Genomic DNA, 20,040 nt, shown 5'->3' with positions numbered 1-20,040 from the left:
AGCAGCGACAGCAACAACCGCCCAGTCGGCACAGATCAACTGTGCGTCGACTGGTGAGCATCAGCTCGCGGCGGGAGAACACGAAGAGCATCCTACCTTCTACCAGCAGCGCGTCCTACCGCCGGTCCCGGCAGGTCCGGTCACAGCGCGTCGAGCGCCGACCGCAGGGCCGCCGCAGACGGCACGCCCGCAATTCTGGAGCGCCGACGCAACTCGGTGTCGAGGACGAACGTCGTGGGTAGCGACAGCACTCCCAGTTCGCGGGCGAGAATCGGATGGGCGTCGATGTCGAGTTCGACTTCGCGTGCTTCGGTGCGGTCGGCGAGAACCTGATGCACCACACGACGCACGGCAGCGCACGGACCACACCAGTCCGCCGAGAAGTGCAAAATCGTCGGAGTTCCCGAGGTGACGCCCGCATCGACGAGCAGCGGGAGAAGGTCGTCGGAATCGGTGGACGCGATGGTGCGTACGGCACCGGAACGACGACGCAGAATCAAGCCGGTAGCAACGGCAAGGATCGCCACGACGACAAGAACTGTGATCCCTGTCACGGCTTTTCGATTTCGTTGAGGTCGATCGTCACGTTGTCGCCCGACCCTTCGACGACGATCTGCGAGCCCTCTGCGTAGACGTCGGTCGGCTGGAGTCCGAAGGGCAGACTCTGTCGTTCGATGGTCTTGGTGAACATTCCGAGGACCGCGGGCTCGGCGAAATCGGGGATCGAGAAATCCGCCTGACCCTCCGGGCCGAAGTACAAGTCCGACGCCACGATGGCGACGCTGTCACCTTCGAGCACGAGGTCGGCCTTGACGCTCACCGTCGTCTCGAGCGGACCGATCGGAACCGTTCCGGTCAGCACGACGCCACCGGTGGTGGTCATGCCCGACCCGCCGGAGCCGCCGGTGCCGTCGGACTTGTCGGCCGGTGGCGCGGAAACCTGCAGGTCGACGATGCCGAGGAACCTGCCGAGGTCCGTCGCTTCGATACGGACGCGGCCGTCGAGCTCGTCCACCGGGATCGCCCGCACGTTGTTGTCGATCAAGTCGGACAGCTCGATGTGTACGCCGCGAAGATTGGCCTCGATGGTCGTCGAGCCGACGTACTCGGTGGGCACGTCCTGCGCTCGGATCTCGATGTTCTGGTAGCGGCCGTCCGCCGCCTGGGTGAGGAACGGAAAGCCGTGCACGATCACCTGAGGATCGGAGGTGAGCTCACCGCCGGCGCGGATCGCGCGAGAGACTCGGTACTCCGAGTAGGCCGCAGCGCCGAAATCCACCACGAGCGCGAGGGCCAGCAGGCTGGCGAGTCCGATGAGAAGTGTGCGCACCGGACCATTGTGACCGACGAATCGCGCACTGCCCCCTTCGGCCGGTTGTACGGACAAGCTAGTCTGTGTCCTTGACGATCACTCGAGTCCAGTCTGGGCTGGACCGGCAAGCAGCAAGAACGGAGACGCAGTGGAGCTCCTACTACTGACCTCCGATCCCGATCCGGAGGGCGTTCTGCCGTCCCTCGCTCTTCTGGCGCATCACGTACGTCCGGTACCCACCGAGGTGTCCTCGCTTCTCGAAGCCGGTTCGGCAGACATCGCGCTCGTCGACGCCCGTACCGATCTGGCTGCGGCCCGTGGCCTGTGTCGGCTGCTCGGAAGTACCGGATCGGCCATCCCCGTCGTCGCGGTCCTCACCGAAGGCGGCCTCGTCGCGGTCAACTCCGACTGGGGCCTGGACGACATCCTGCTGCCCGGCACCGGTCCGGCGGAACTGGACGCTCGACTGCGGTTGCTCGTCGGCCGTAGCGGCGGAGTTGCCAGCCCCGAGACCTCCGGCAAGATCACGCTCGGTGAACTGGTCATCGACGAGGGCACCTACACCGCGCGACTGCGAGGTCGTCCACTCGACCTGACGTACAAGGAATTCGAGCTGCTCAAGTATCTGGCTCAGCACGCGGGGCGGGTGTTCACCCGCGCCCAGCTCCTGCAGGAAGTGTGGGGCTACGACTTCTTCGGCGGCACGCGTACCGTCGACGTCCATGTTCGACGCCTCCGCGCCAAGCTCGGTACCGAGTACGAGTCCCTCATCGGTACGGTGCGCAACGTGGGATACAAGGCTGTCCGACCGGCGCGCAACTCCAAGGGTGGACCGGCGGCCTCGGATCCTGCGGGCAGGGATTCCGACGATGCGGAATTCGAGTTCGAGCAAGAGAGTACTCTCTCGTAGATGAGTTCGGATTTTGCGTACGGCGTCCATTCGATCGACGGCGGCGCACCGTCTTCGCACGTATCCCACGAGATTCATCGAATCCTTTCCCGCGCAACCGAAGTCGATGGCACTGCGCCCTTGTCAGAGCAGGCGGTGAAGGCGGTCGACGACGGTGACGAGGTCGTTCGTCTCGTCGCCACCGAGGGCGATCGTGTCGTCGGCTACGTCGGAATCGCCGACGGAATGGCCGAGGTCGTCGTCGATCCTCCTTCTCGCGGTCGTGGAGTCGGGAGCGAATTGGTCTCTCGTGCACTCGATGTCGCGTCCGGAACTCGGGTGTGGGCGCACGGCAACCTGCCCGCGGCGCAGGCCGTCGCGGCGCGGCTCGGGTTGACGGTGGTTCGTGAGCTGCTGCAGATGCGTCGGGCAGCCGCACACCCCGATCTGCCGGATGTCGTTGTGCCGGACGGTATTACGCTGCGGACCTATCGAGGCCATCAGGACGATGCCGAGTTGCTGCGGGTGAACAACGCGGCATTTTCGTGGCACCCCGAGCAGGGTGGCTGGACCGATCGCGACATCGCCTCGCGCCGCGACGAATCGTGGTTCGATCCGGCGGGCCTCTTCCTGGCCTTCGAGGAGGGCAGTGACCGGCTGCTCGGGTTCCACTGGACGAAGGTGCATTCTGCCCAAGATCGGGTCGTTCCGCAGGCTCCACTCCTGCCGGCCGAAGGTGTGGAACCGGCCATCGGTGAGGTCTACGTGGTCGGCATCGACCCGCAGTCGCAGGGTCGTGGTCTCGGTCGAGTTCTCACGCTGGCCGGCCTGCATTACCTGCGCAACCGCGAACTGGGCCAGATCATGCTCTACGTCGAGGCCGACAACACCGCTGCCGTCCACACGTACACCAAGCTGGGCTTCGAGAACTTCCACGTGGACGCCGCATACGCGCGCAACGTCTGAAACGGACATAACCACTGGGGTGTTCATCTTCCGTTCACCCGCGCGGGGGTAAACGTCTACCACCTGCCCCTACCTTTCTCCATGGGCGGCAACTACGTCGCCTGGTGCGAGGTTCTCTTGTCGAGCCGGCACCCACACAGCCACAGCGCGGCCGATCAGGTCCGAGCCGTGGACACGGCCCAAGATTCCTCGGAGGAAACAGGTGAACCTCAAGCGCAACGGTGCTCTCATGAGCGCAGTGGCCATCAGTGCCATGTTGCTGACCGCATGCGGTAGCGACGCGAACGTCGAGACCGTCGGCGCGGAAGATTCTTCCGCCTCGTGCGAGGGCAAGTCTCCGCTCACGGGCGAAGGATCTTCTGCTCAGCAGAACGCGATGTCCAACTTCACCTCGGTCTACTCGAGCGTCTGCTCCGGCAAGTCCGTCGAGTACACCACCAGCGGCTCGGGCAACGGTCGTACGCAGTTCGTCGCCGGTCTGGTCGACTTCGCCGGCTCCGACTCCGCGATCAAGGACGAGCAGGCAGCCGAAGCGGCCACCCGCTGCGACAGCAACCCGGCATGGAACCTGCCGCTGGTCTTCGGGCCGGTCGCAGTGGCCTACAACCTCGACGGTGTCGACAGCCTGGTGCTCACGCCCGATGTCACCGCACGGATGTTCACCGGCCAGATCACGACCTGGAACGATCCCGCGATCGCCGCCCTCAACGAAGGCGTCGATTTGCCGGCCACCCCGGTCACCCCGGTCTACCGCTCCGATTCCTCGGGCACCAGCGACAACTTCCAGCGCTTCCTGTCCGACGCTGCTCCCGAGGCGTGGACCCTGGATCACAGCTCCGACTGGGCCGGCGGCGTCGGCGAAGGTGCCAACGGCTCCTCGGGCGTCGCCCAGGCCGTGTCCGGGACTCCGGGCTCGGTCACGTACGTCGAGTTCGGTTTCGTGGAGCAGGAAGGCCTCAGCGCCGCGAACATCGACTTCGGCAACGGACCGGTCGAGCTGAGCACCGAGAGTGCTGCCGCCGCCATCGACGCCGTGACCTTCTCCGGTGAAGGCAACGACCTCGTACTCGACCTCGACACGTTGTACGCCAGCAACGAGGCCGACACCTACCCGTTGGTGCTCGCCACCTACGAGATCGTCTGCTCGGCGGGCTACGACGCCGACACCTCGGCAGCAGTCAAGTCGTTCCTGCTCAGCGCCGCCAACGAGGGCCAGCAGGGCCTCGAAGAAGCCGGTTACGTCCCGCTGCCGGACCGCTTCAAGGAGCGCCTGGTCACCGCCATCGAAGCAATCGCCTGATTCAATGAGACGTAATCTTGCTTCGGCTCGCGAAAACGCGAGCCGAAGCAAGACCGTCCTCGACCTCCACACGAGACAGTGAGCGGTATGAGCGACACCCACTCGATGACCGGCGTTCCCTCCGCGGCCACCACTCCCTCCGCGGGTGCCGCGCACAAACCGGAAGAACCACAATTGTCAACGAAGAAAAAATCGGGGACCGTCACCCGCCCCGGTGACAGGATCTTCTCCGGCCTCGCCACGGGCTCGGGTATCTTTATCATCGCCCTGATCGCCGCCGTGGGTATCTTCCTGGTCTGGCGCGCGATCCCCTCACTGTCGAACAACACGGTCAACTTCCTGACCTACAACGGTGCCTGGGACACGTCCAACACCTCGGCCATGGTGTTCGGTGTTCTCGATCTGTTCCTGGTCACCATCACGGTGTCGCTGTTCGCGCTCGTCCTCGCGATGCCCGTCGCACTCGGCATCGCCATCTACCTGACGAACTACGCGCCCAAGCGAATCGCCGGCCCGCTCGGCTACGTCATCGATCTGCTCGCCGCCGTCCCGTCGATCGTCTTCGGACTCTGGGGCCTGTACGTTCTCGCCCCGGTGATCAGCCCGTTCGCCGAGTGGCTGAACACCAACCTGGGATGGTTCCCGCTCTTCGGTACCGGGTCGGTCTCCATCGCCGGCGGCGGCACCATCTTCACCGGTGGCATCGTGCTCGCCGTCATGATCCTGCCGATCATCGCCGCCGTCACTCGCGAAGTGTTCATGCAGACCCCGAAGGGGCAGATCGAAGCCGCTCTCGCACTCGGAGCCACCCGCTGGGAGGTCGTGCGCACCACGGTCATTCCGTTCGGCAAATCCGGTTACGTCAGCGGCTCCATGCTCGGTCTCGGTCGTGCACTCGGTGAGACCATCGCGCTCTACATCATCATTCGCAGCACCCAGGCGACGTTCGGCGGAACGTTGTTCGACGGCGGTTCCACCTTCGCCACGAAGATCGCGCTGGCCGCAGGTGAGTTCAACAACCCGCTGCAAGCCGGTGCGTACATCGCCGCAGGTCTGGTGCTCTTCATCCTGACGTTCGTCGTCAACGCCGGTGCCCGCGCCGCCATCGCCGGAAAGAAGGACTGACCCATGACCTCAACCATGGACAAGCCCGTCAAGGAACCCACGTTCCAGGGCGTCAGCGCTCGCCGCAAGGCGTCCAACCTCTCGGCGACGATCCTCGTCAGCCTCTCGGTGCTGGTGGCCCTCGTCCCGCTGATCTGGGTGCTCTACACGGTGATCTCTCGTGGACTGTCCGCGGTGGTCTCACCCACGTGGTGGCAGAACTCGCAGGCCGGCGTCACCCAGTTCATCGCAGGTGGCGGTGCGTACCACGCCATCGTCGGAACGCTCCTGCAAGGACTGTTCTGCGCCGTCATCTCCATCCCGATCGGCGTCTTCGTCGCCATCTACCTCGTCGAGTACGGCGTAGGTACCAAATTGGCCAAGGTCACCACGTTCATGGTCGACATCCTCACCGGTGTGCCGTCCATCGTCGCGGCCCTGTTCATCTACGCGCTGTGGATCGCCACCTTCGGATTCCAGCGATCCGGCTTGGCCGTCGCATTCGCCCTCGTGCTCCTGATGATCCCCGTGATCGTGCGCTCGGCCGAGGAAATGCTGCGCATCGTCCCTCAGGATCTGCGCGAGGCGTCCTACGCGCTCGGTGTGCCGAAGTGGAAGACGATCGCCAAGATCGTCATCCCCACCGCCCTGTCCGGCATCGTCACCGGCATCATGCTCGCCCTGGCCCGCGTGATGGGCGAGACGGCACCGGTGCTGATCCTGGTGGGATCCGCCACAGCTATCAACTTCAACATCTTCGAGGGGCCGCAGACGTCTCTGCCGCTCATGATGGTCGACCTGCAGAAAGCAGGAACCGGCGTGCTCACCGCTGAGCGCATGTGGGGAGCAGCCCTGACGCTGATCCTGATCGTCGCAATACTCAACATCGGCGCGAAGTTGGTCTCGAAGTTCTTCTCGCCCAAGAGCTTCTGACTCACCCGACTCCAGCGAATTCTAAGGAACGAAGAACATGGCAAAGCGTCTCGATCTCAAGGACGTCAACATCTACTACGGCAAGTTCCATGCCGTCTCCGACGTCACTCTGGCCGTACCGCCGCGCAGCGTCACCGCGTTCATCGGACCGTCCGGCTGCGGTAAGTCGACCGTGCTGCGTTCGCTCAACCGCATGCACGAGGTCACCCCCGGTGCCCGCGTCGAAGGTTCGGTGCTGCTCGACGGCGAGGACATCTACGGCGGTGGCGTCGACCCGGTGGGTGTGCGTCGCACCATCGGCATGGTCTTCCAGCGTCCCAACCCGTTCCCGACGATGTCGATCAGGGACAACGTCGTCGCAGGCCTGAAGCTGCAGGGCGGCCGTGGCAAGAAGGAACTCGACGAGATCGCCGAGCGCTCGCTCAAGGGTGCCAATCTCTGGACCGAGGTCAAGGATCGCCTCGACAAGCCCGGTGGCGGCCTCTCCGGTGGACAGCAGCAGCGTCTGTGCATCGCTCGCGCGATCGCCGTCTCGCCCGACGTCCTGCTGATGGACGAGCCGTGCTCGGCCCTCGACCCCATCTCGACCCTCGCGATCGAGGACCTGATCCAGGAACTCAAGCAGGACTTCACGATCGTGATCGTCACGCACAACATGCAGCAGGCCGCCCGAGTCAGCGATCAGACCGGCTTCTTCAACCTCGAGGCGACCGGCAAGCCGGGCAAGCTCATCGAGATCGACGACACCGAGAAGATCTTCTCCAACCCGACGCAGAAGGCCACCGAGGACTACATCTCCGGCCGCTTCGGATAACCCGCACACCGACGAGAGAACCCCCGCAGAGCGAAAGCTCGGCGGGGGTTCTCTCGTTCGTGTCTGCGCTCGTTGCTCCGATACGAAAGCCGAGTAGCGCTGCAGCAGCGCTACTCGGCCTCGATGAGGGTGGTCCTACGAGGTGGGGATGTTGTTGTGGCTCAGGTCGACGGGCAGTTCACCCGTCACCAGGAAGATCACTCGACGCCCGACCTCGACGGCATGATCGGCGAACCGTTCGTAGAAGCGTCCCAGCAGGGTCACGTCCACTGCCGCAGCGACGCCGTGGCTCCACTCGCGATCCATCAGCACCGTGAAGAGGTGACGGTGCAGATCGTCCATCGCCTCGTCCTCCTCCTGCAGCTTCGCGGCGCGCTCGGGATCGCGGGTCTCGAGGACCTCGCGGGCCGAAGCACCGATCTGAACGGCGAGGCGACCCATCTCGGCGAAGTACCCGTTGACGACCTCGGGGAGGGCGTGGTTGGGGTGCCTGCGGCGGGTGATCTTGGCGACGTGCAGTGCGAGTGCGCCCATACGGTCGATGTCGGCAACGATCTGAATGCCGGCCACCACCGAACGGAGATCGCCTGCGACCGGAGCCTGCAGGGCGAGAAGCGTGAAGGCCTTCTCCTCGCACACCGCGCTGAGCTCGGTGATCCTGTCGTGTTCGGAAATGACCTGCTCGGCGAGCACCAGGTCTGCTTGAAGGAGGGACTGAGTGGCCTTTTCCATGGCCGCACCAGCCAGGCTCGCCATTTCTCCGAGGAGATCGGCAAGCTCGTTCATCTGTTCGTTGTAGGCGACGCGCATGAGCGAAGTTTAGTAGGTCACACCGACCAGTTCTCTGTCCCGAGGGTTAACGGAGCATGAATGAAGTCAGGCGCACGTGTCGTCGGCGGCGTTGGTGTACGAGAGATCCTCCGGGAGGGGCGCACTCTGGGTGGTGCCTTCCACCTGAGTGGGATCGATTTCGGTACCGAACTCCGTCGGGTACTGGGTGTATCCGGGATAGTTCGAGCCGAGCACGACCTCGACGACATTGTTCAAACTCGGTGCCAGCTCGATGGCAGCGCCGGGGATGGCCGATGCGACCGTCGCCGCAGCGGCTTCCTGATCGGGGGAATAGCGCACCACGGTCTGCGCGGCGGTGCCCGAGAAGTTGCCGACTGCCAGGATCTGGAACCCGTAGACCGCGAGTTCGTCGGATGCCGTCTGAGCCATGCCGGCGATGTCGGAAGCATTGGACACCTGCAGTGAGACGGTTCCCGGATCGACGGCCAACAGCGGGGCGTCGGGAGCGGCGGCAGGTGCGGGCTCTTCGGGAGTGACCGGTTCCGCGCGCTCCTCGCCGGGCAACGGAGCGTCGTCGATGATGGCCCGGAAGATCGCACCGATCGCGTCGTCGTTGGGGATTTCGTTGCCGTAATCGTTGGTTCCGGTGGTGGGGATGGTCAGGAACGTGACCGCCCCCGCGTCCACGTTCTGCAGCGAGCGACCGAGCGTCACCAGATCCTGAGTCTTGACGTTCTCCACGAAGGTGTCCGAGGTGAACGCATTGACGAACCCGTTGAGCTTGCCCGGATCGAGCAACACGTTGTTCGACAGAGCCGACCTGAGCAGTGACGACAGGAATCGTTGCTGTCTCTTGATCCGGCCGTAGTCGCCGTTGCCCTCGGATTCGACGTTGCGCGCCCGAACGTAGTTCAGTGCGGTCCGGCCGTCGACCCGCTGTGTTCCGACGTTGGGGAGGATATTTCCGAGTTCGTAGTCGAACAGGGGTTGCGCGGTGCAGACCTCGACACCACCGACCTCGTCGACCATGGACTCGAACCCGGCGAAGTCCATCCCGACGAAATGCCCGATCCGCAGGCCTGAGATCTTCTGGATGGTCTTGACCAGGCACTTCGGGCCACCGAGGGCATAGGTGGCATTGAGCTTGTCGCCATATGCCTCCGGGAACATCTCCCCGGTGTAGGTATTGGTGTCGTTGTCGAACTGCTCGCACTCGGGGCGGGTCACATCGAGATCTCGCGGGAACGACACGGCGACGACGCGACTGCGATCGGCCGGAATGTTGACGAGCATGATCGTGTCCGAGCGGGCCCCTTCGGCGTCGGCGACGGTGCCCGCACCCACCTCGCCGCTGGCCCCGGTGCGGGTATCGGTACCCACGATCAGGTAGGTCTCGTCGCCGTACTGGCCTGCGGCGTCGACGACGTCGGCCGAATCGGGATCGAGCGCAGCGACCTGGAGAAAGCCCTGGTCGGTGTTGCGGAGATATCCCCACACCACTCCGGTCAGGGCCACCGCCAGGATCGCGACGAGGGAGACAATGCTGCGGCCGATCACCCGCACCCGACGGCGTCGACGTACCCGGCTCATCGCCAATCGCGTCAATGCGGGGCGATCGGCTGTATGCGCGCCCACCGGTTCCGGTGCCGCATGTGGCGGCGGCGGCGTTGGCGGCGTCCGGGTAGGCGAGGGCGTGGAATCGGTGACCGGGGCGATGACCTCGGTCGGCTCTTCGACATCGGGACGGTCGGCCGACACCTCCCGCGTCGATCCCGAGCGTGACATCTTGTCCACCAACTCCGCAACGGAGACGGTATCTGCGTTACGCGGCGATCGTTTGCCGAGCCTGCCGCTGTCACCGGGCTGCGGGGGTGACTCCGAGTCGGGAGTGGCAGGTCGCTCGGAGCGGGGTGGGCGCTGACCGGCCCGTCCGATTGCGCCGTTTCGTCCGATTGAGGACAGTGGGCGCTCCCATGGGGCGCGACCCTCGGGCACTGACGGGCCCGACTCTCGATCGTCTCCCACGAATTCGAACCTGGCCTTCCATCACACGCGCGCGCCGTCTACTCGGCAATCCAAGCCATAGTACTGACTCGAGCGGCATGGTCCACTCGTGCGAGGTGGGCTGCTGGTCAGCTGCGAATCAGCCGCCGGAATGCATCAGTTCGGCACCGGCGGGGACGCAGACGTCCTCCGGATCGTCGAGCCACCCGTCGGGCAGCGACACCGCGCCCGGTGAACCCTGCCGACCACGGGGGCCCTCGGCGTCCTTGGGAAACGGAACGGTCGGATCGAGTTGTGCCAGAAGATCGTCCAGTTCGGCGAGCGTGGACACCAACGCCATCGAGACGCGGAGGTCCGAGCCCGCAGGAAAACCGCGCAGGTACCAGGACACGTGCTTGCGCAGCTCACGTAGACCCTTGCTCTCACCGTGATGCTCAGCGAGCAGCTCGGCATGTCGAGCGATGATGGTGGCCACCTCGCCGAGGGTGGGTGGAGTGGGCTCGGGCCTGCCGTTCAGGCGGGCACTGAGTTCTGCGAACAGCCAGGGCCGACCGAGGCAACCACGCCCGACGACGACGCCGTCGCACCCGGTCTCCGCCATCATGCGGACCGCGTCGGACGCCGAGAAGATGTCACCGTTGCCCAGTACCGGGATGCCGGAGACATGTTCCTTGAGTCGAGCGATCTCGTTCCAGTCGGCGGTGCCGGAGTAACGCTGCGAGGCGGTTCTGGCGTGCAGCGCCACTGCGGCTGCGCCTTCGTCGGCGGCGATTCGACCTGCATCGAGATGAGTGTGGTGGTTCTCGTCGATACCGACGCGGAACTTGACGGTGACGGGGATGTCGGTGCCCTCGGTCGCCTTGACTGCGGCAGCAACGATGCGACCGAACAGGTTTCGCTTGTAGGGCAGCGCTGCGCCGCCGCCTTTGCGGGTGACCTTCGGAACCGGGCAGCCGAAGTTCATGTCGATGTGATCGGCCAGGTTGTCGTCGACGATCATCTTCGCTGCGGCGTAGGTGGTGTCCGGATCGACGGTGTAGAGCTGCAGCGACCGCGGAGTCTCGGTGGGGCCGAAGGTCGTCATGTGCATCGTGGCCGGCTGCCGTTCGACGAGTGCGCGAGCGGTGACCATCTCGCAGACGTACAGACCCGACGTGCTGCCTGCCCGCTCCAGCTCCTGCTCCCGGCACAGAGTGCGGAAGGCCACGTTGGTGACGCCGGCCATCGGTGCGAGGACGACGGGGCTGCGCAACTCGAGTGAGCCGATCTGCAATGTCATGGAAAACAAGCCTTTGGAACGGAGGGAGAACTGTCAGGAGAAAGAAGCGTGCCCGGCACCGAAGTCGGTACCGGGCACACCAGTCGATCGAAGACTACGACGCGCGTGCTTCGGCCTTCGCGCGTTCGCGGGCGAGGGAGCGATCACGCATCTCCTCGAACTTGGTGGCCTGACGCTCGAGGTCTTCGAGGAACGCGGCGAGTTCTTCACGCTTGTTCTCACCACGGGCGGTGAAGTCGTTGCGCTCGAACACGCTCCACTTGCGCAGCACCGGCCAGACGACGTCCTCGAGGTGCTGACGCAGGTCGTAGATGCCGTGCTTGGCCATCAGCACACCGTTGCGGCGGAAGTTCGGCATCCCCGCGCCTGGCATGACGAAGTTCGTCACGATGTCGGAGACCGCGTCGAGGGTCTGGTCGGGAGCGATGTCCATCGCCGCACCGGTGATGTTGCGGTAGAAGATCATGTGCAGGTTCTCGTCGGCGGCGATGCGCTGGAGCATGCGGTCGGCGATCGGATCGTCGCAGACCTTGCCGGTGTTGCGGTGCGAGACGCGGGTGGCGAGTTCCTGGAAGGTCACGTACGCGACCGAGTGCAGCAGGCCCGTCTGCGAGCCTGCCGGTGAGGCGAACCCGTTGGTCATGTGGATCATGCGGGCTTCTTCGAGGGCGACGGGATCGACGCCGCGGGTGACGACGAGGTAGTCACGCATGACGATGCCGTGACGGTTCTCCTCGGCGGTCCAGCGGCCGACCCACGTTCCCCAGGCACCGTCCTGAGAGAAGTTCTCGGCGATCTCACGGTGGTAGGACGGCAGGTTGTCCTCGGTGAGCAGGTTGGTGATCATCGCGGCCTGCGCGACGTCGGAGAGCTTGGACTGCTCCGGGTCGTAGTCCTTGCCGCCGAGTGCGGCGAAGTTCCGACCTTCGTCCCACGGAACGTAATCGTGAGGGTGCCACTCCCGCGCCATCGAAATGTGCCGGTTCACATTGTCCTCGGCAGTGGGCACCAGCTCTTGCAGAAGCTCGAGCTGTGTCAGATCCCTCGCCATTAGATCGCCTCCATAGATTGCGTACGACCGGTCCAGCTTACGGCACCGTAGGTTCGGTGTGAACCTCGTCGCGCCTGTTCACTTGCTGTTCCGGCGGTCGTGGTGTTCGGTGTCGATCGACGCGAAGTGCCCCCGGAGCGTCGATCTTCCGGCCGGCCCTCGCGAATCGACGACCGCTGCAGTTCCTCTTGCACGTCGCTCAATCTCGTCCGATCGTTACGTCCGAGTGTACGTTCCGAACAGGTGTGACCACTGTTACCCGGACGGTGTGTGGTGCCCCCAGTAGGACTCGAACCTACGACCTGCGGATTAAAAGTCCGTAGCTCTACCAACTGAGCTATAGGGGCGCGGCTCGAAAGTGTAACGGGCCGCGCAGCGCCGACGGCATGTACCCCCGACAGTGCTACCGATGGGTCAGCGTCCGAAGCTGCTGCAGCCGTTCGGTGCCGGAATGCCGGCCAGACGGTCGTCGATCCAGGCATACGCACCGGGTATTCCGGTCACCGCGACAACGAAATGCTCGCCGACGTATTCCTCCAATCGGACGCTCGCGCCGTTGGCGCACCACTCGTCGTACAGGTTCTCGGCCCCTTCCGCGGGTATCCAGAACTCTTGCTGTCCGTGATAGATGAAAACCGGGACGGTCGGTGTCTTGTCTCCACCCATGCGTGTCGACGCGATGATCTGCTCGGCGATCGGCGTCCGATCGACGTCCGGAATATCCGAAAGGGCCTGTGCTGGAATGGGAGCCACCAGGCCTCCAGGGGCGGTGAGATAGATGCACATGTCCTTGGCGATGGTGGCCAGGCGCAGGCCGTTGGCGTTCATCAACGAGAACATCTCGGGATACTCTCGGGCGACGCCGAGTGTGGCCGACAGGAACAGTGTGGAGCCGACCGTCCCGTTGAGCGAATGCAGCAGAATGCGGTAATCGGTGGGTGCACCGCCGAACGCCACGCCGACGAGATTCACGTCCGGGGCGTAGCTGGGAGCCAGCTGCGCGGCCCATCCGGTAGCGATGGCACCTCCGGAGTATCCCGTCGCGGCGATCGGAGACCCTGCAGGCAAGCCCAGTTCGGGCAGTTTCACCATCGCGCGGAGGGAGTCCAGGATGGCGTGGCCCGCCATCGGTCCGGACGCATATCCCTGGCGCGGCCCCTGATGATCGGTGACGACGACGGCGTAGTTCTTCGCCAGGAACGATTGCACCGGAACGATCTCCGGTGCGATTCCGCGCGGGAGGGTCCACGACGGAGCGCAGGTGTTTCCGAGTGAATCGATGGCCATGTTGTACGCCACTACCGGCCGGCTCCCGGGGCCCGTCCATGGAGCCGTGGGCACGATGATCGTGGTGACACCCGCAACCGGCCGATCCTTGGAATCGTTGGTGCGGAACAGGATTTGCGTCGACCTGACGGGGGTGAACAGCGGCCCGACGGTGACGTGTCGAGTTGCCAGGACGGACCCGGGTGGTTGCTGTTCGTAGCCGGCGGGCGGATCGAACCAGGGCTCGCCGAGCGGGGTGGGCAAGTAGAGGGCAGGATCGGGAACAGGGTTCACGAAGTTGCCGATGGGGTCTGCGATCGCCGTGCCGGTTGCCGGGAGCATCAGAAGCGAGACCGCGAAAAGTGTTGTCATGGAACGAAATATTCGGACCGATCCCCTCATGGCATGCACTCGTTTCCGATAAGCAGAGGCGTAAGTGTGATTCGTTTCACACTAAGCTGATGTGATCGCGAGGGATGCGTGAAGCGGCGAAAGTATCGAAAACGTTATCTATTTATCGTTTCGACATCGTTTATGCAACATGCTATTTGGATGTGCTCCTCAAACGTGCGACTGTAAGGCATTGTTGTGCAATAGATTTGACTTGCTAACGAGCTTGCCGAATCAATCTGTCTCGAGACTTGTTACCGGAAAATGTAATTCGGCTTTCAACTGAAAGCGAGGCACGTGCCCGAGACCGTGGGGCGACGCGTCGACGGTTCCGTTCTCGAGGTGCCGATCGGGCGATGCGTGCGCTCTCGGCTTCGGATCCGGTGCCGACACTGGTTGTCGTAGTGGAGGCCCGATAGGAGCAGGTGGTTGTCGGTGGGCGGTGCCACGGCGGTGAAGCGGCTCGAGTGCGCACCCCCTGCAGCGCACTCGAGCCGCGCAGATCGTACCATCCGGCTTGTTTCTGTTCGCTAACCGATTTTTCTGTCGGCTGCGGTGGCCGAAGCGAACCGCAGGTGAGTCGACTCGAGTGTCGTTCGGGTGAAGTACTCTCTATCTGTACTACCTGTGGATACGCAGGGCGCTTGGGCTCGGAGGCACGGAGTAAATGGCACAACAAGAGCGCGCACGGCGGACCCGGGCGGCCATCGTAGAGGCGGCGGCGGCGGAGTTCGCAAAGCGTGGATACGCAGCGGCATCCGTCAACACCATCTTGGAGGGCTCCAATGCCACCAAGGGTGCGATGTATTTCCATTTCCAGTCGAAGGAAGATCTGGCCAGAGCGGTGCTCGGGGCCGGGCTGGATCGGTACGTCGCCATCACGGAGAAGTGGGCCGACACCACGGCGCATCCCTTCTACGTCATTCGCGGCATCGTGGACGACATAGCGCAGAACTTCCAGAACGACGTGATCGTGCGCGCCGAATTCCGGCTCATAGTCGAGCCGGAGTTCTATGCGGAGGTTCATTCGGGCGGCGGTCGCGTCTGGGGCGCTCAGGGGCACAAGCAGGCAGAGCGCGCTCTGGCGATGGGCGATCTCAAGCCGGAGTTCGACGCAGTCAAGTTCGTCCGAGTGTTGGCTGCGTCGATGGCCGGTCAGCGTTACATGTCGGATCTGGTCGCAGACAACGCCGATCTGCGTGAGCGGTTCGAGGAGTCCGTCGAGGTCGTTCTCCTCGCGATGGCGTCGGAGCGTTGGCTCTCCGAATTCAAACTGCACGGGTGGGAGCATTTCGGCGAAAACTGCGCGAAAACCAGCTCTGACCTGCCGGTTTGAGATTTACAGCGAAAGTGTCCTAAGCTATCCCAGCTCCCAACGGAACGCCGTTGAGGGTAACGTCGAAGCAGTTCGGCGGGCCCCCTTCGTCTAGCGGCCTAGGACGCCGCCCTTTCAAGGCGGTAGCGCGGGTTCGAATCCCGTAGGGGGTACGTAGGAAAGATCGGATTGACAATCCGATCTGCAGTAAGCATTCTCCATCTCGCTCCTGGCGAGGCGTTGATTTGCAGTTCGGAGAGTTGTTGCGCTAGAAATAGCGCGGCAACAACAGCAAGGCCCTGTGGCGCAGTTGGTTAGCGCGCCGCCCTGTCACGGCGGAGGTCGCGGGTTCGAGTCCCGTCAGGGTCGCAACATCGGTGCGAAAGTACCGACATTGCGATGGCATTGTTTCACCGGTGCCGCCCGGCCAGGTAGCTCAGTTGGTACGAGCGTCCGCCTGAAAAGCGGAAGGTCGCCGGTTCGATCCCGGCCCTGGCCACTCTCGGTGTTGGATCGACAGGCACCTGGGATCGACAAGAACGACGACAGCCCCTTCTGGATCTCCGGAAGGGGCTTTTTCGTGTTCACGCGTTATTGTCGACGCGTGGACGTGATCGAGCGAGCGCAAGAGGATCTGGCGCGAGGAGACAACATCGCGGCCCGGGATCGCCTGGTCTCCGCCCTGGCTCGAAACCCGGCGTCGCCCGGCATTCTCGAACTGCTCGCGTACACGCACCTGGTGCTCGGCGATCGTGCCGCAGCCGGAGCGGCCTGGTTCCTCACCGACATCTCCGACGACGACCCGACGGCGTCTGCCGCCTTCGCGGCGTTGGAGAGGCAGTACCGGTCGCCGTTGGCACTGGCGCAGGCTCTGCCCATCCACGCACCCTCCGACTGGTACCCCACCCATGCTCGGCTTCGGCTCGAACGGCTCGGAGCCTCGATCGAAGCCAACGGTCAGCGATGGGTGCCACCGCGAGACGTCGTCTACTTCGACGAGGACGGGCTGGACTCGGACGACTTCTACGGCTCGGACGGCGATCAGGACGACTCCGAGTACGACCGCACGGGGTCGAGTTACCGAACGGTGCGTCAGCGTGCGATCGCGGCGACCATCGTCATTGCCATAGCGGCCACCTCGGCATCGGTGGTGCTGGCTCTCGTGTTCGGGTGACACCCGGTTCCGAGAAGAACCGCTCGACGCCGAGCGTAGAGTCGCGAAAGAATTTCTGGCCGACGATCGAGGGTGACGGGTATTCATGGGCACAGCGAACGGCGCAGCGTCACCCGCTCCGCGAGACGACAACTACGCCGTCAATCTCGAACAGGCGAGGGTGTTCGCACGGGGACTGGCCGAACACATCGAGACGTGTTCGGCATCCATCGAGCGGGCGCAATCCAGGGCATTTCGAGCTCGCGCGGAACGCGCCGAAGCTCGTGCCCGAGCGTTCGAGTCCGAGGCGTCGACGCTCAGAACCGAACTGTACGAAATGTACCGACACATCGATGCAATGACGGCCCGCTTCCCGGAGCTGCGGACCGATCCGTCCGTGCGAGGGTAGGTACCTCGGGGATCAGAGGGCTGCGGAGTCGGTGACCAAGCCGAAGGTCGCCTCTGCGCCACGACGGCCGAGTGCCGAGCCCCACACCTCGTACACCGCGTCGGTGGCCGAGGTTCGCTCGATATCGCGGCCCTCTGCGACGGTGATGAGCGTGCGCGAGAGCTCGAACAGGCTGACCCGGTGATTTCTCGCGGTCGTGAACAGCTCTTCGATGGCGTCGGCGACGGATCCACCGTGGATGCCGATCAGCACTCCGGTTGCGATGTCGACGTCGGTGCGAGATGCAGGCGAATCGGGCAGTCTGTCGGTCATCTTTTTCCTCGAGATGGTGTGGTCGGTGCGGATGACCGAAGCGGATCCTGGCGTCGAGCGGCTTCACTGTCTCACACGGACATGACATTTCATACCGTCGGTTTTGCCCGCACGTGCATTCGCTCACCCTGCGGTCCGAACAAGCTCAGAAGCTCCACAGGCCGGTTGCCGACGGCACCGAACCAGTGCGGCACACGAGTGTCGAATTCGGCTGCCTCACCGGCCTTCATCGTCAGATCGTGCTCGCCGAGAATCAGGCGCAGGGTGCCGTCGAGGACGTAGAACCATTCGTAGCCCTCGTGCGTGCGCGGACGCGGCTCCGAGTCCTCGGGGCGGACCACGAGCTTGTACGCCTGCAGGCCGCCGGGACGCAGCGTCAACGGAAGGATGGTGACGTTCTCACGAACCGTGGCGGTGGTGCGCACCCTCGGGTCGGCGACGGGTGGCGCAGTCACCAGATCGTCGAGGGCCATCTGGTGGGCTCGCGCGATCGGCCACAGAAGTTCGAGGCTGGGCTTGCGGTCACCGGATTCGAGCCTCGAGAGCGTGCTGATCGAAATTCCCGTGGTCTCGGACAGCGACGCCAAGGTGGTGTTCTTCTCCATCCTGATGCGCTTGAGGCGGGGACCGAGGCCCGCAATGACTTCGTCCAGGCTGGTGACCGATTCCTTCATACCCCTATTGCAGTTTCAGCAATCGGATTTGTCAAGTGTGGAAATAGTGACTCGGCCGAAAACGGCCCGTGCAGGACGGCAGGCGGCACATACTCGATCGATGACCGGTCGTTCGGGGACCACATTTCGCAGCGTCGTGATCCGTGATGCCTACGGCAGTCCTGCATCCGAGGCATTCATGGTCGTCGCCATCGCGACCATCCTGATCACCAGGGCCTATCTGGAGTTGACCAACTATCCCCAGGTGGGTGGTAAGTCGCTGCACATCGCTCACGCCCTGTACGGCGGAGCGGCGATGATGTTCGCACTTCTCGTCGGATGGATGTTCGTCGGTTTCGGCGTTCGGGTGTTCACCGTGCTGCTCGGCGGTATCGGATTCGGACTGTTCCTCGACGAAGTCGGCAAATTCGTCACCAAGGACAACGACTATTTCTACGGCCCCTCGTCGGAGATCATGTACGTCCTGGTGGTCCTGCTGTTGGTGTTCAGCAGGATCGTCCGCGAGTTCCGCCGGCCCTCGGTCGAAGAATCGCTGGCCAACGCGGCTGCCATCGCCGCCGACGGCGTCGCGCACGGCCTACCCGAGCATCGACGCGATTGGGCGCTACGGATGGTCGCGCGGGCCGAGGCGGAAGGAGCCGATCCGGATACCGTGGCCGGCATCAGGATGTTGCTCGGTACCTGTCGTCGCTCGACGTCACGCACCCACTCCCTGCGTCAGTTCGTTCCCCGGCTGATTCCGGCGTTCTTCACCAGTGCCCGGTGGGTTCCTGTCGTCGGCTGGGGCCTGGTTCTGGTCTCCGGGGCCGGCGTGGTGTTCGGAATCGTCGAACTCGTCATCGGCGAACTGCACATCGACCGACGAGACCTGGCGATCGACGTCGACGGAATGGGAATCGCCAGTGGAATCCTGTTCGTCAGTGCCTGCCTCACCTTCGCCACGGCGCTGCCGGCGATGCTGAGGTTGCGTGCGGACGGGGCGCTGTGGCCGCTGCGTATCCTCCGTGTCTCCGCGTTGATCTTCACTCTGCTCAACGCTCTTGTGGACTTCGCTCAGGAGGGATTCGCCGCGCTGGTGAACGTGGCGATCGGACTGTTCGCGCTTGCGGTCATCTCCCATCGAATCACCGTCCGCACGGTCGAGATCAACTCGGAATCTGGAGTGCTGCAGGAGGGTCGAGTCTCCGATCACTCTCGAATCGCCGAACCAGGCCGCTGAGCGGATCGACGAATTCGATCGAGCGGGCCAGCAGGCGGAGCGGCTCGGAGTAGTTGTCGTCGGCGACCTCACGGAACGTGGGGTAGAAGTTGTCGCCGACGATCGGAATACCCAACGAGCACAGATGAAGCCGAAGTTGATGAGTCTTCCCGGTTCGCGGATGCAATCGATACAGGCCGTGGGATCCGACGGTGTCGACCAGATCCACGAGTGTCTCGGCGTTGGGCTCGCCCGGTACCTCTCGGGCCTGAAGAACGCCGCGCTCCTTGATGATTCTGCTGCGCACCGTCAACGGGAGATCGAGATCCCGGGCGAGTGGGGCGATCGCGTCGTACTGCTTGGTGATGGTGCGTTGAGCGAACAGCTCTTGGTACGGCCGGCGGGCCTGCTGCCTGACGGTGAACACCAGAACCCCGGCGGTGAGTCGATCCAGCCGATGCGCCGGGCTCAGCTCCGGCAGGTCGAACCGGCGTCGAAGCAGGACCAGGGCCGATCGCGCGATATACGCGCCGCGCGGGGTGGTGGCCAGGAAATGAGGCTTGTCGACCACCAGTAGATTCTCGTCGCGATGGAGGATGTCGAGGGAGAACGGCACCGTCGGCTCCACCGGTGGGTCGCGGTAGAGGTAGATGTCCGCGCGTGGTCTCGCCACCGTTGCCGAATCGACGGGTACGCCTGCCGCGTCGACGATCTCGCCGCAGGCGACCTTCTCGGTCAGCCTGGCCGCGTCCTGCGGGAACCGGGCGCACAGGTACTCGAGCACCGTCGCTCCGGTCGCGACGTCGGGCATCCGCACCCGAGTGGGATCGAGACCGTCGCGCAAGGGAAGGGGAGCGGCGGGCATATGTCGACTCTAAT

20 protein-coding genes and 4 tRNA genes are annotated in these 20,040 nt (G+C 64.1%); 13 read left to right on the top strand and 11 right to left on the bottom strand.

All coding sequences use genetic code 11. From position 1 onward, the window contains the following. Window positions 1-140 precede the first annotated feature (140 nt). Both MTX35_RS04590 and MTX35_RS04585 read right to left on the bottom strand, forming a co-directional pair. Entirely contained in the window at window positions 141-554 is a 414-nt protein-coding gene (locus MTX35_RS04590) for a thioredoxin family protein (RefSeq protein WP_243593828.1), read from the bottom strand. Next, entirely contained in the window at window positions 551-1,330 is a 780-nt protein-coding gene (locus MTX35_RS04585) for an LmeA family phospholipid-binding protein (protein ID WP_243593827.1), read from the bottom strand. The genes MTX35_RS04590 and MTX35_RS04585 overlap by 4 nt, the downstream gene beginning before the upstream one ends. A gap of 130 nt (window positions 1,331-1,460) precedes the next feature. Between MTX35_RS04585 and MTX35_RS04580 the strand changes: the two genes are divergently transcribed. The 6 genes from MTX35_RS04580 to pstB all read left to right on the top strand — a co-directional run bounded on the left by MTX35_RS04580 (window position 1,461) and on the right by pstB (window position 7,318). Next, window positions 1,461-2,222, top strand: coding sequence for a response regulator transcription factor (locus MTX35_RS04580; protein WP_243593826.1), 762 nt, complete (start codon window positions 1,461-1,463; stop codon window positions 2,220-2,222). Further along, on the top strand, window positions 2,223-3,167 hold the full coding sequence (gene mshD, locus MTX35_RS04575; protein ID WP_243593825.1) for a mycothiol synthase: 945 nt from the start codon (window positions 2,223-2,225) through the stop codon (window positions 3,165-3,167). A 202-nt stretch (window positions 3,168-3,369) separates the two neighbouring features. After that, a complete protein-coding gene (gene pstS / locus MTX35_RS04570; protein ID WP_243593824.1) occupies window positions 3,370-4,467 on the top strand; it encodes a phosphate ABC transporter substrate-binding protein PstS in 1,098 nt (365 codons plus the stop codon). Window positions 4,468-4,554: 87 nt separating this feature from the next. Continuing rightward, the gene (gene pstC / locus MTX35_RS04565) at window positions 4,555-5,592 is read left to right on the top strand and encodes a phosphate ABC transporter permease subunit PstC (RefSeq protein ID WP_243593823.1); all 1,038 of its coding nucleotides are present in this window, start codon (window positions 4,555-4,557) and stop codon (window positions 5,590-5,592) included. A 3-nt stretch (window positions 5,593-5,595) separates the two neighbouring features. Beyond that, window positions 5,596-6,504, top strand: coding sequence for a phosphate ABC transporter permease PstA (gene pstA, locus MTX35_RS04560; RefSeq protein ID WP_243593822.1), 909 nt, complete (start codon window positions 5,596-5,598; stop codon window positions 6,502-6,504). Between the two features lie 37 nt (window positions 6,505-6,541). Then, the gene (gene pstB / locus MTX35_RS04555; RefSeq protein WP_121870781.1) at window positions 6,542-7,318 is read left to right on the top strand and encodes a phosphate ABC transporter ATP-binding protein PstB; all 777 of its coding nucleotides are present in this window, start codon (window positions 6,542-6,544) and stop codon (window positions 7,316-7,318) included. A 135-nt stretch (window positions 7,319-7,453) separates the two neighbouring features. Here the strand turns inward: pstB and phoU are convergent, their stop codons facing one another. The 6 genes from phoU to MTX35_RS04525 form a co-directional block, all read right to left on the bottom strand. After that, window positions 7,454-8,128, bottom strand: a complete 675-nt coding sequence (phoU, locus tag MTX35_RS04550) for a phosphate signaling complex protein PhoU (protein WP_094639310.1) — start codon at window positions 8,126-8,128, stop codon at window positions 7,454-7,456. A 66-nt stretch (window positions 8,129-8,194) separates the two neighbouring features. Beyond that, window positions 8,195-10,135, bottom strand: a complete 1,941-nt coding sequence (locus MTX35_RS04545; protein ID WP_374230234.1) for an LCP family protein — start codon at window positions 10,133-10,135, stop codon at window positions 8,195-8,197. 118 nt (window positions 10,136-10,253) lie between these two features. Beyond that, window positions 10,254-11,393 (bottom strand): tRNA dihydrouridine synthase DusB, encoded by a 1,140-nt coding sequence (gene dusB, locus MTX35_RS04540; RefSeq protein ID WP_243593820.1) that lies wholly within the window; start codon window positions 11,391-11,393, stop codon window positions 10,254-10,256. 94 nt (window positions 11,394-11,487) lie between these two features. After that, a complete protein-coding gene (locus tag MTX35_RS04535) occupies window positions 11,488-12,444 on the bottom strand; it encodes an acyl-ACP desaturase (protein ID WP_032381649.1) in 957 nt (318 codons plus the stop codon). Window positions 12,445-12,715: 271 nt separating this feature from the next. Further along, window positions 12,716-12,791, bottom strand: a tRNA-Lys gene (locus MTX35_RS04530). 67 nt (window positions 12,792-12,858) lie between these two features. Then, on the bottom strand, window positions 12,859-14,112 hold the full coding sequence (locus MTX35_RS04525; RefSeq protein ID WP_374230233.1) for a lipase family protein: 1,254 nt from the start codon (window positions 14,110-14,112) through the stop codon (window positions 12,859-12,861). 655 nt (window positions 14,113-14,767) lie between these two features. On the opposite strand from MTX35_RS04525, the gene MTX35_RS04520 reads away from it, so the two are divergent. From MTX35_RS04520 to MTX35_RS04495, 6 genes are all read left to right on the top strand, one after another. After that, window positions 14,768-15,436: a TetR/AcrR family transcriptional regulator gene (locus MTX35_RS04520; protein ID WP_243593818.1), complete on the top strand. Its 669-nt coding sequence runs from the start codon at window positions 14,768-14,770 to the stop codon at window positions 15,434-15,436. A gap of 79 nt (window positions 15,437-15,515) precedes the next feature. After that, a tRNA-Glu gene (locus MTX35_RS04515) sits at window positions 15,516-15,588 on the top strand. 122 nt (window positions 15,589-15,710) lie between these two features. Then, window positions 15,711-15,784, top strand: a tRNA-Asp gene (locus tag MTX35_RS04510). A 56-nt stretch (window positions 15,785-15,840) separates the two neighbouring features. Then, window positions 15,841-15,914 (top strand) — tRNA-Phe (locus MTX35_RS04505). A gap of 105 nt (window positions 15,915-16,019) precedes the next feature. Next, window positions 16,020-16,589: a DUF6584 family protein gene (locus MTX35_RS04500; RefSeq protein WP_243593817.1), complete on the top strand. Its 570-nt coding sequence runs from the start codon at window positions 16,020-16,022 to the stop codon at window positions 16,587-16,589. 85 nt (window positions 16,590-16,674) lie between these two features. Then, window positions 16,675-16,977, top strand: a complete 303-nt coding sequence (locus MTX35_RS04495; protein ID WP_243593816.1) for a hypothetical protein — start codon at window positions 16,675-16,677, stop codon at window positions 16,975-16,977. A gap of 12 nt (window positions 16,978-16,989) precedes the next feature. Here MTX35_RS04495 and MTX35_RS04490 read toward each other — a convergent pair whose 3' ends face one another. Both MTX35_RS04490 and MTX35_RS04485 read right to left on the bottom strand, forming a co-directional pair. Next, window positions 16,990-17,289, bottom strand: coding sequence for an ANTAR domain-containing protein (locus MTX35_RS04490; RefSeq protein WP_243593815.1), 300 nt, complete (start codon window positions 17,287-17,289; stop codon window positions 16,990-16,992). 89 nt (window positions 17,290-17,378) lie between these two features. Then, window positions 17,379-17,963: a helix-turn-helix domain-containing protein gene (locus MTX35_RS04485; RefSeq protein ID WP_243593814.1), complete on the bottom strand. Its 585-nt coding sequence runs from the start codon at window positions 17,961-17,963 to the stop codon at window positions 17,379-17,381. Between the two features lie 100 nt (window positions 17,964-18,063). On the opposite strand from MTX35_RS04485, the gene MTX35_RS04480 reads away from it, so the two are divergent. After that, window positions 18,064-19,182 (top strand): hypothetical protein, encoded by a 1,119-nt coding sequence (locus MTX35_RS04480; protein WP_243593813.1) that lies wholly within the window; start codon window positions 18,064-18,066, stop codon window positions 19,180-19,182. On the opposite strand, the gene MTX35_RS04475 is transcribed toward MTX35_RS04480, so the two are convergent. Continuing rightward, entirely contained in the window at window positions 19,109-20,026 is a 918-nt protein-coding gene (locus MTX35_RS04475) for a pseudouridine synthase (protein ID WP_243593812.1), read from the bottom strand. The two genes, MTX35_RS04480 and MTX35_RS04475, sit on opposite strands and share 74 nt — an antisense overlap. Window positions 20,027-20,040 lie beyond the last annotated feature (14 nt).

The sequence above is a fragment of the Rhodococcus sp. ARC_M12 genome (assembly GCF_022810385.1).
Classification (GTDB): domain Bacteria; phylum Actinomycetota; class Actinomycetes; order Mycobacteriales; family Mycobacteriaceae; genus Rhodococcoides; species Rhodococcoides navarretei.
This window is presented reverse-complemented; position numbering and strand designations above follow the sequence as displayed.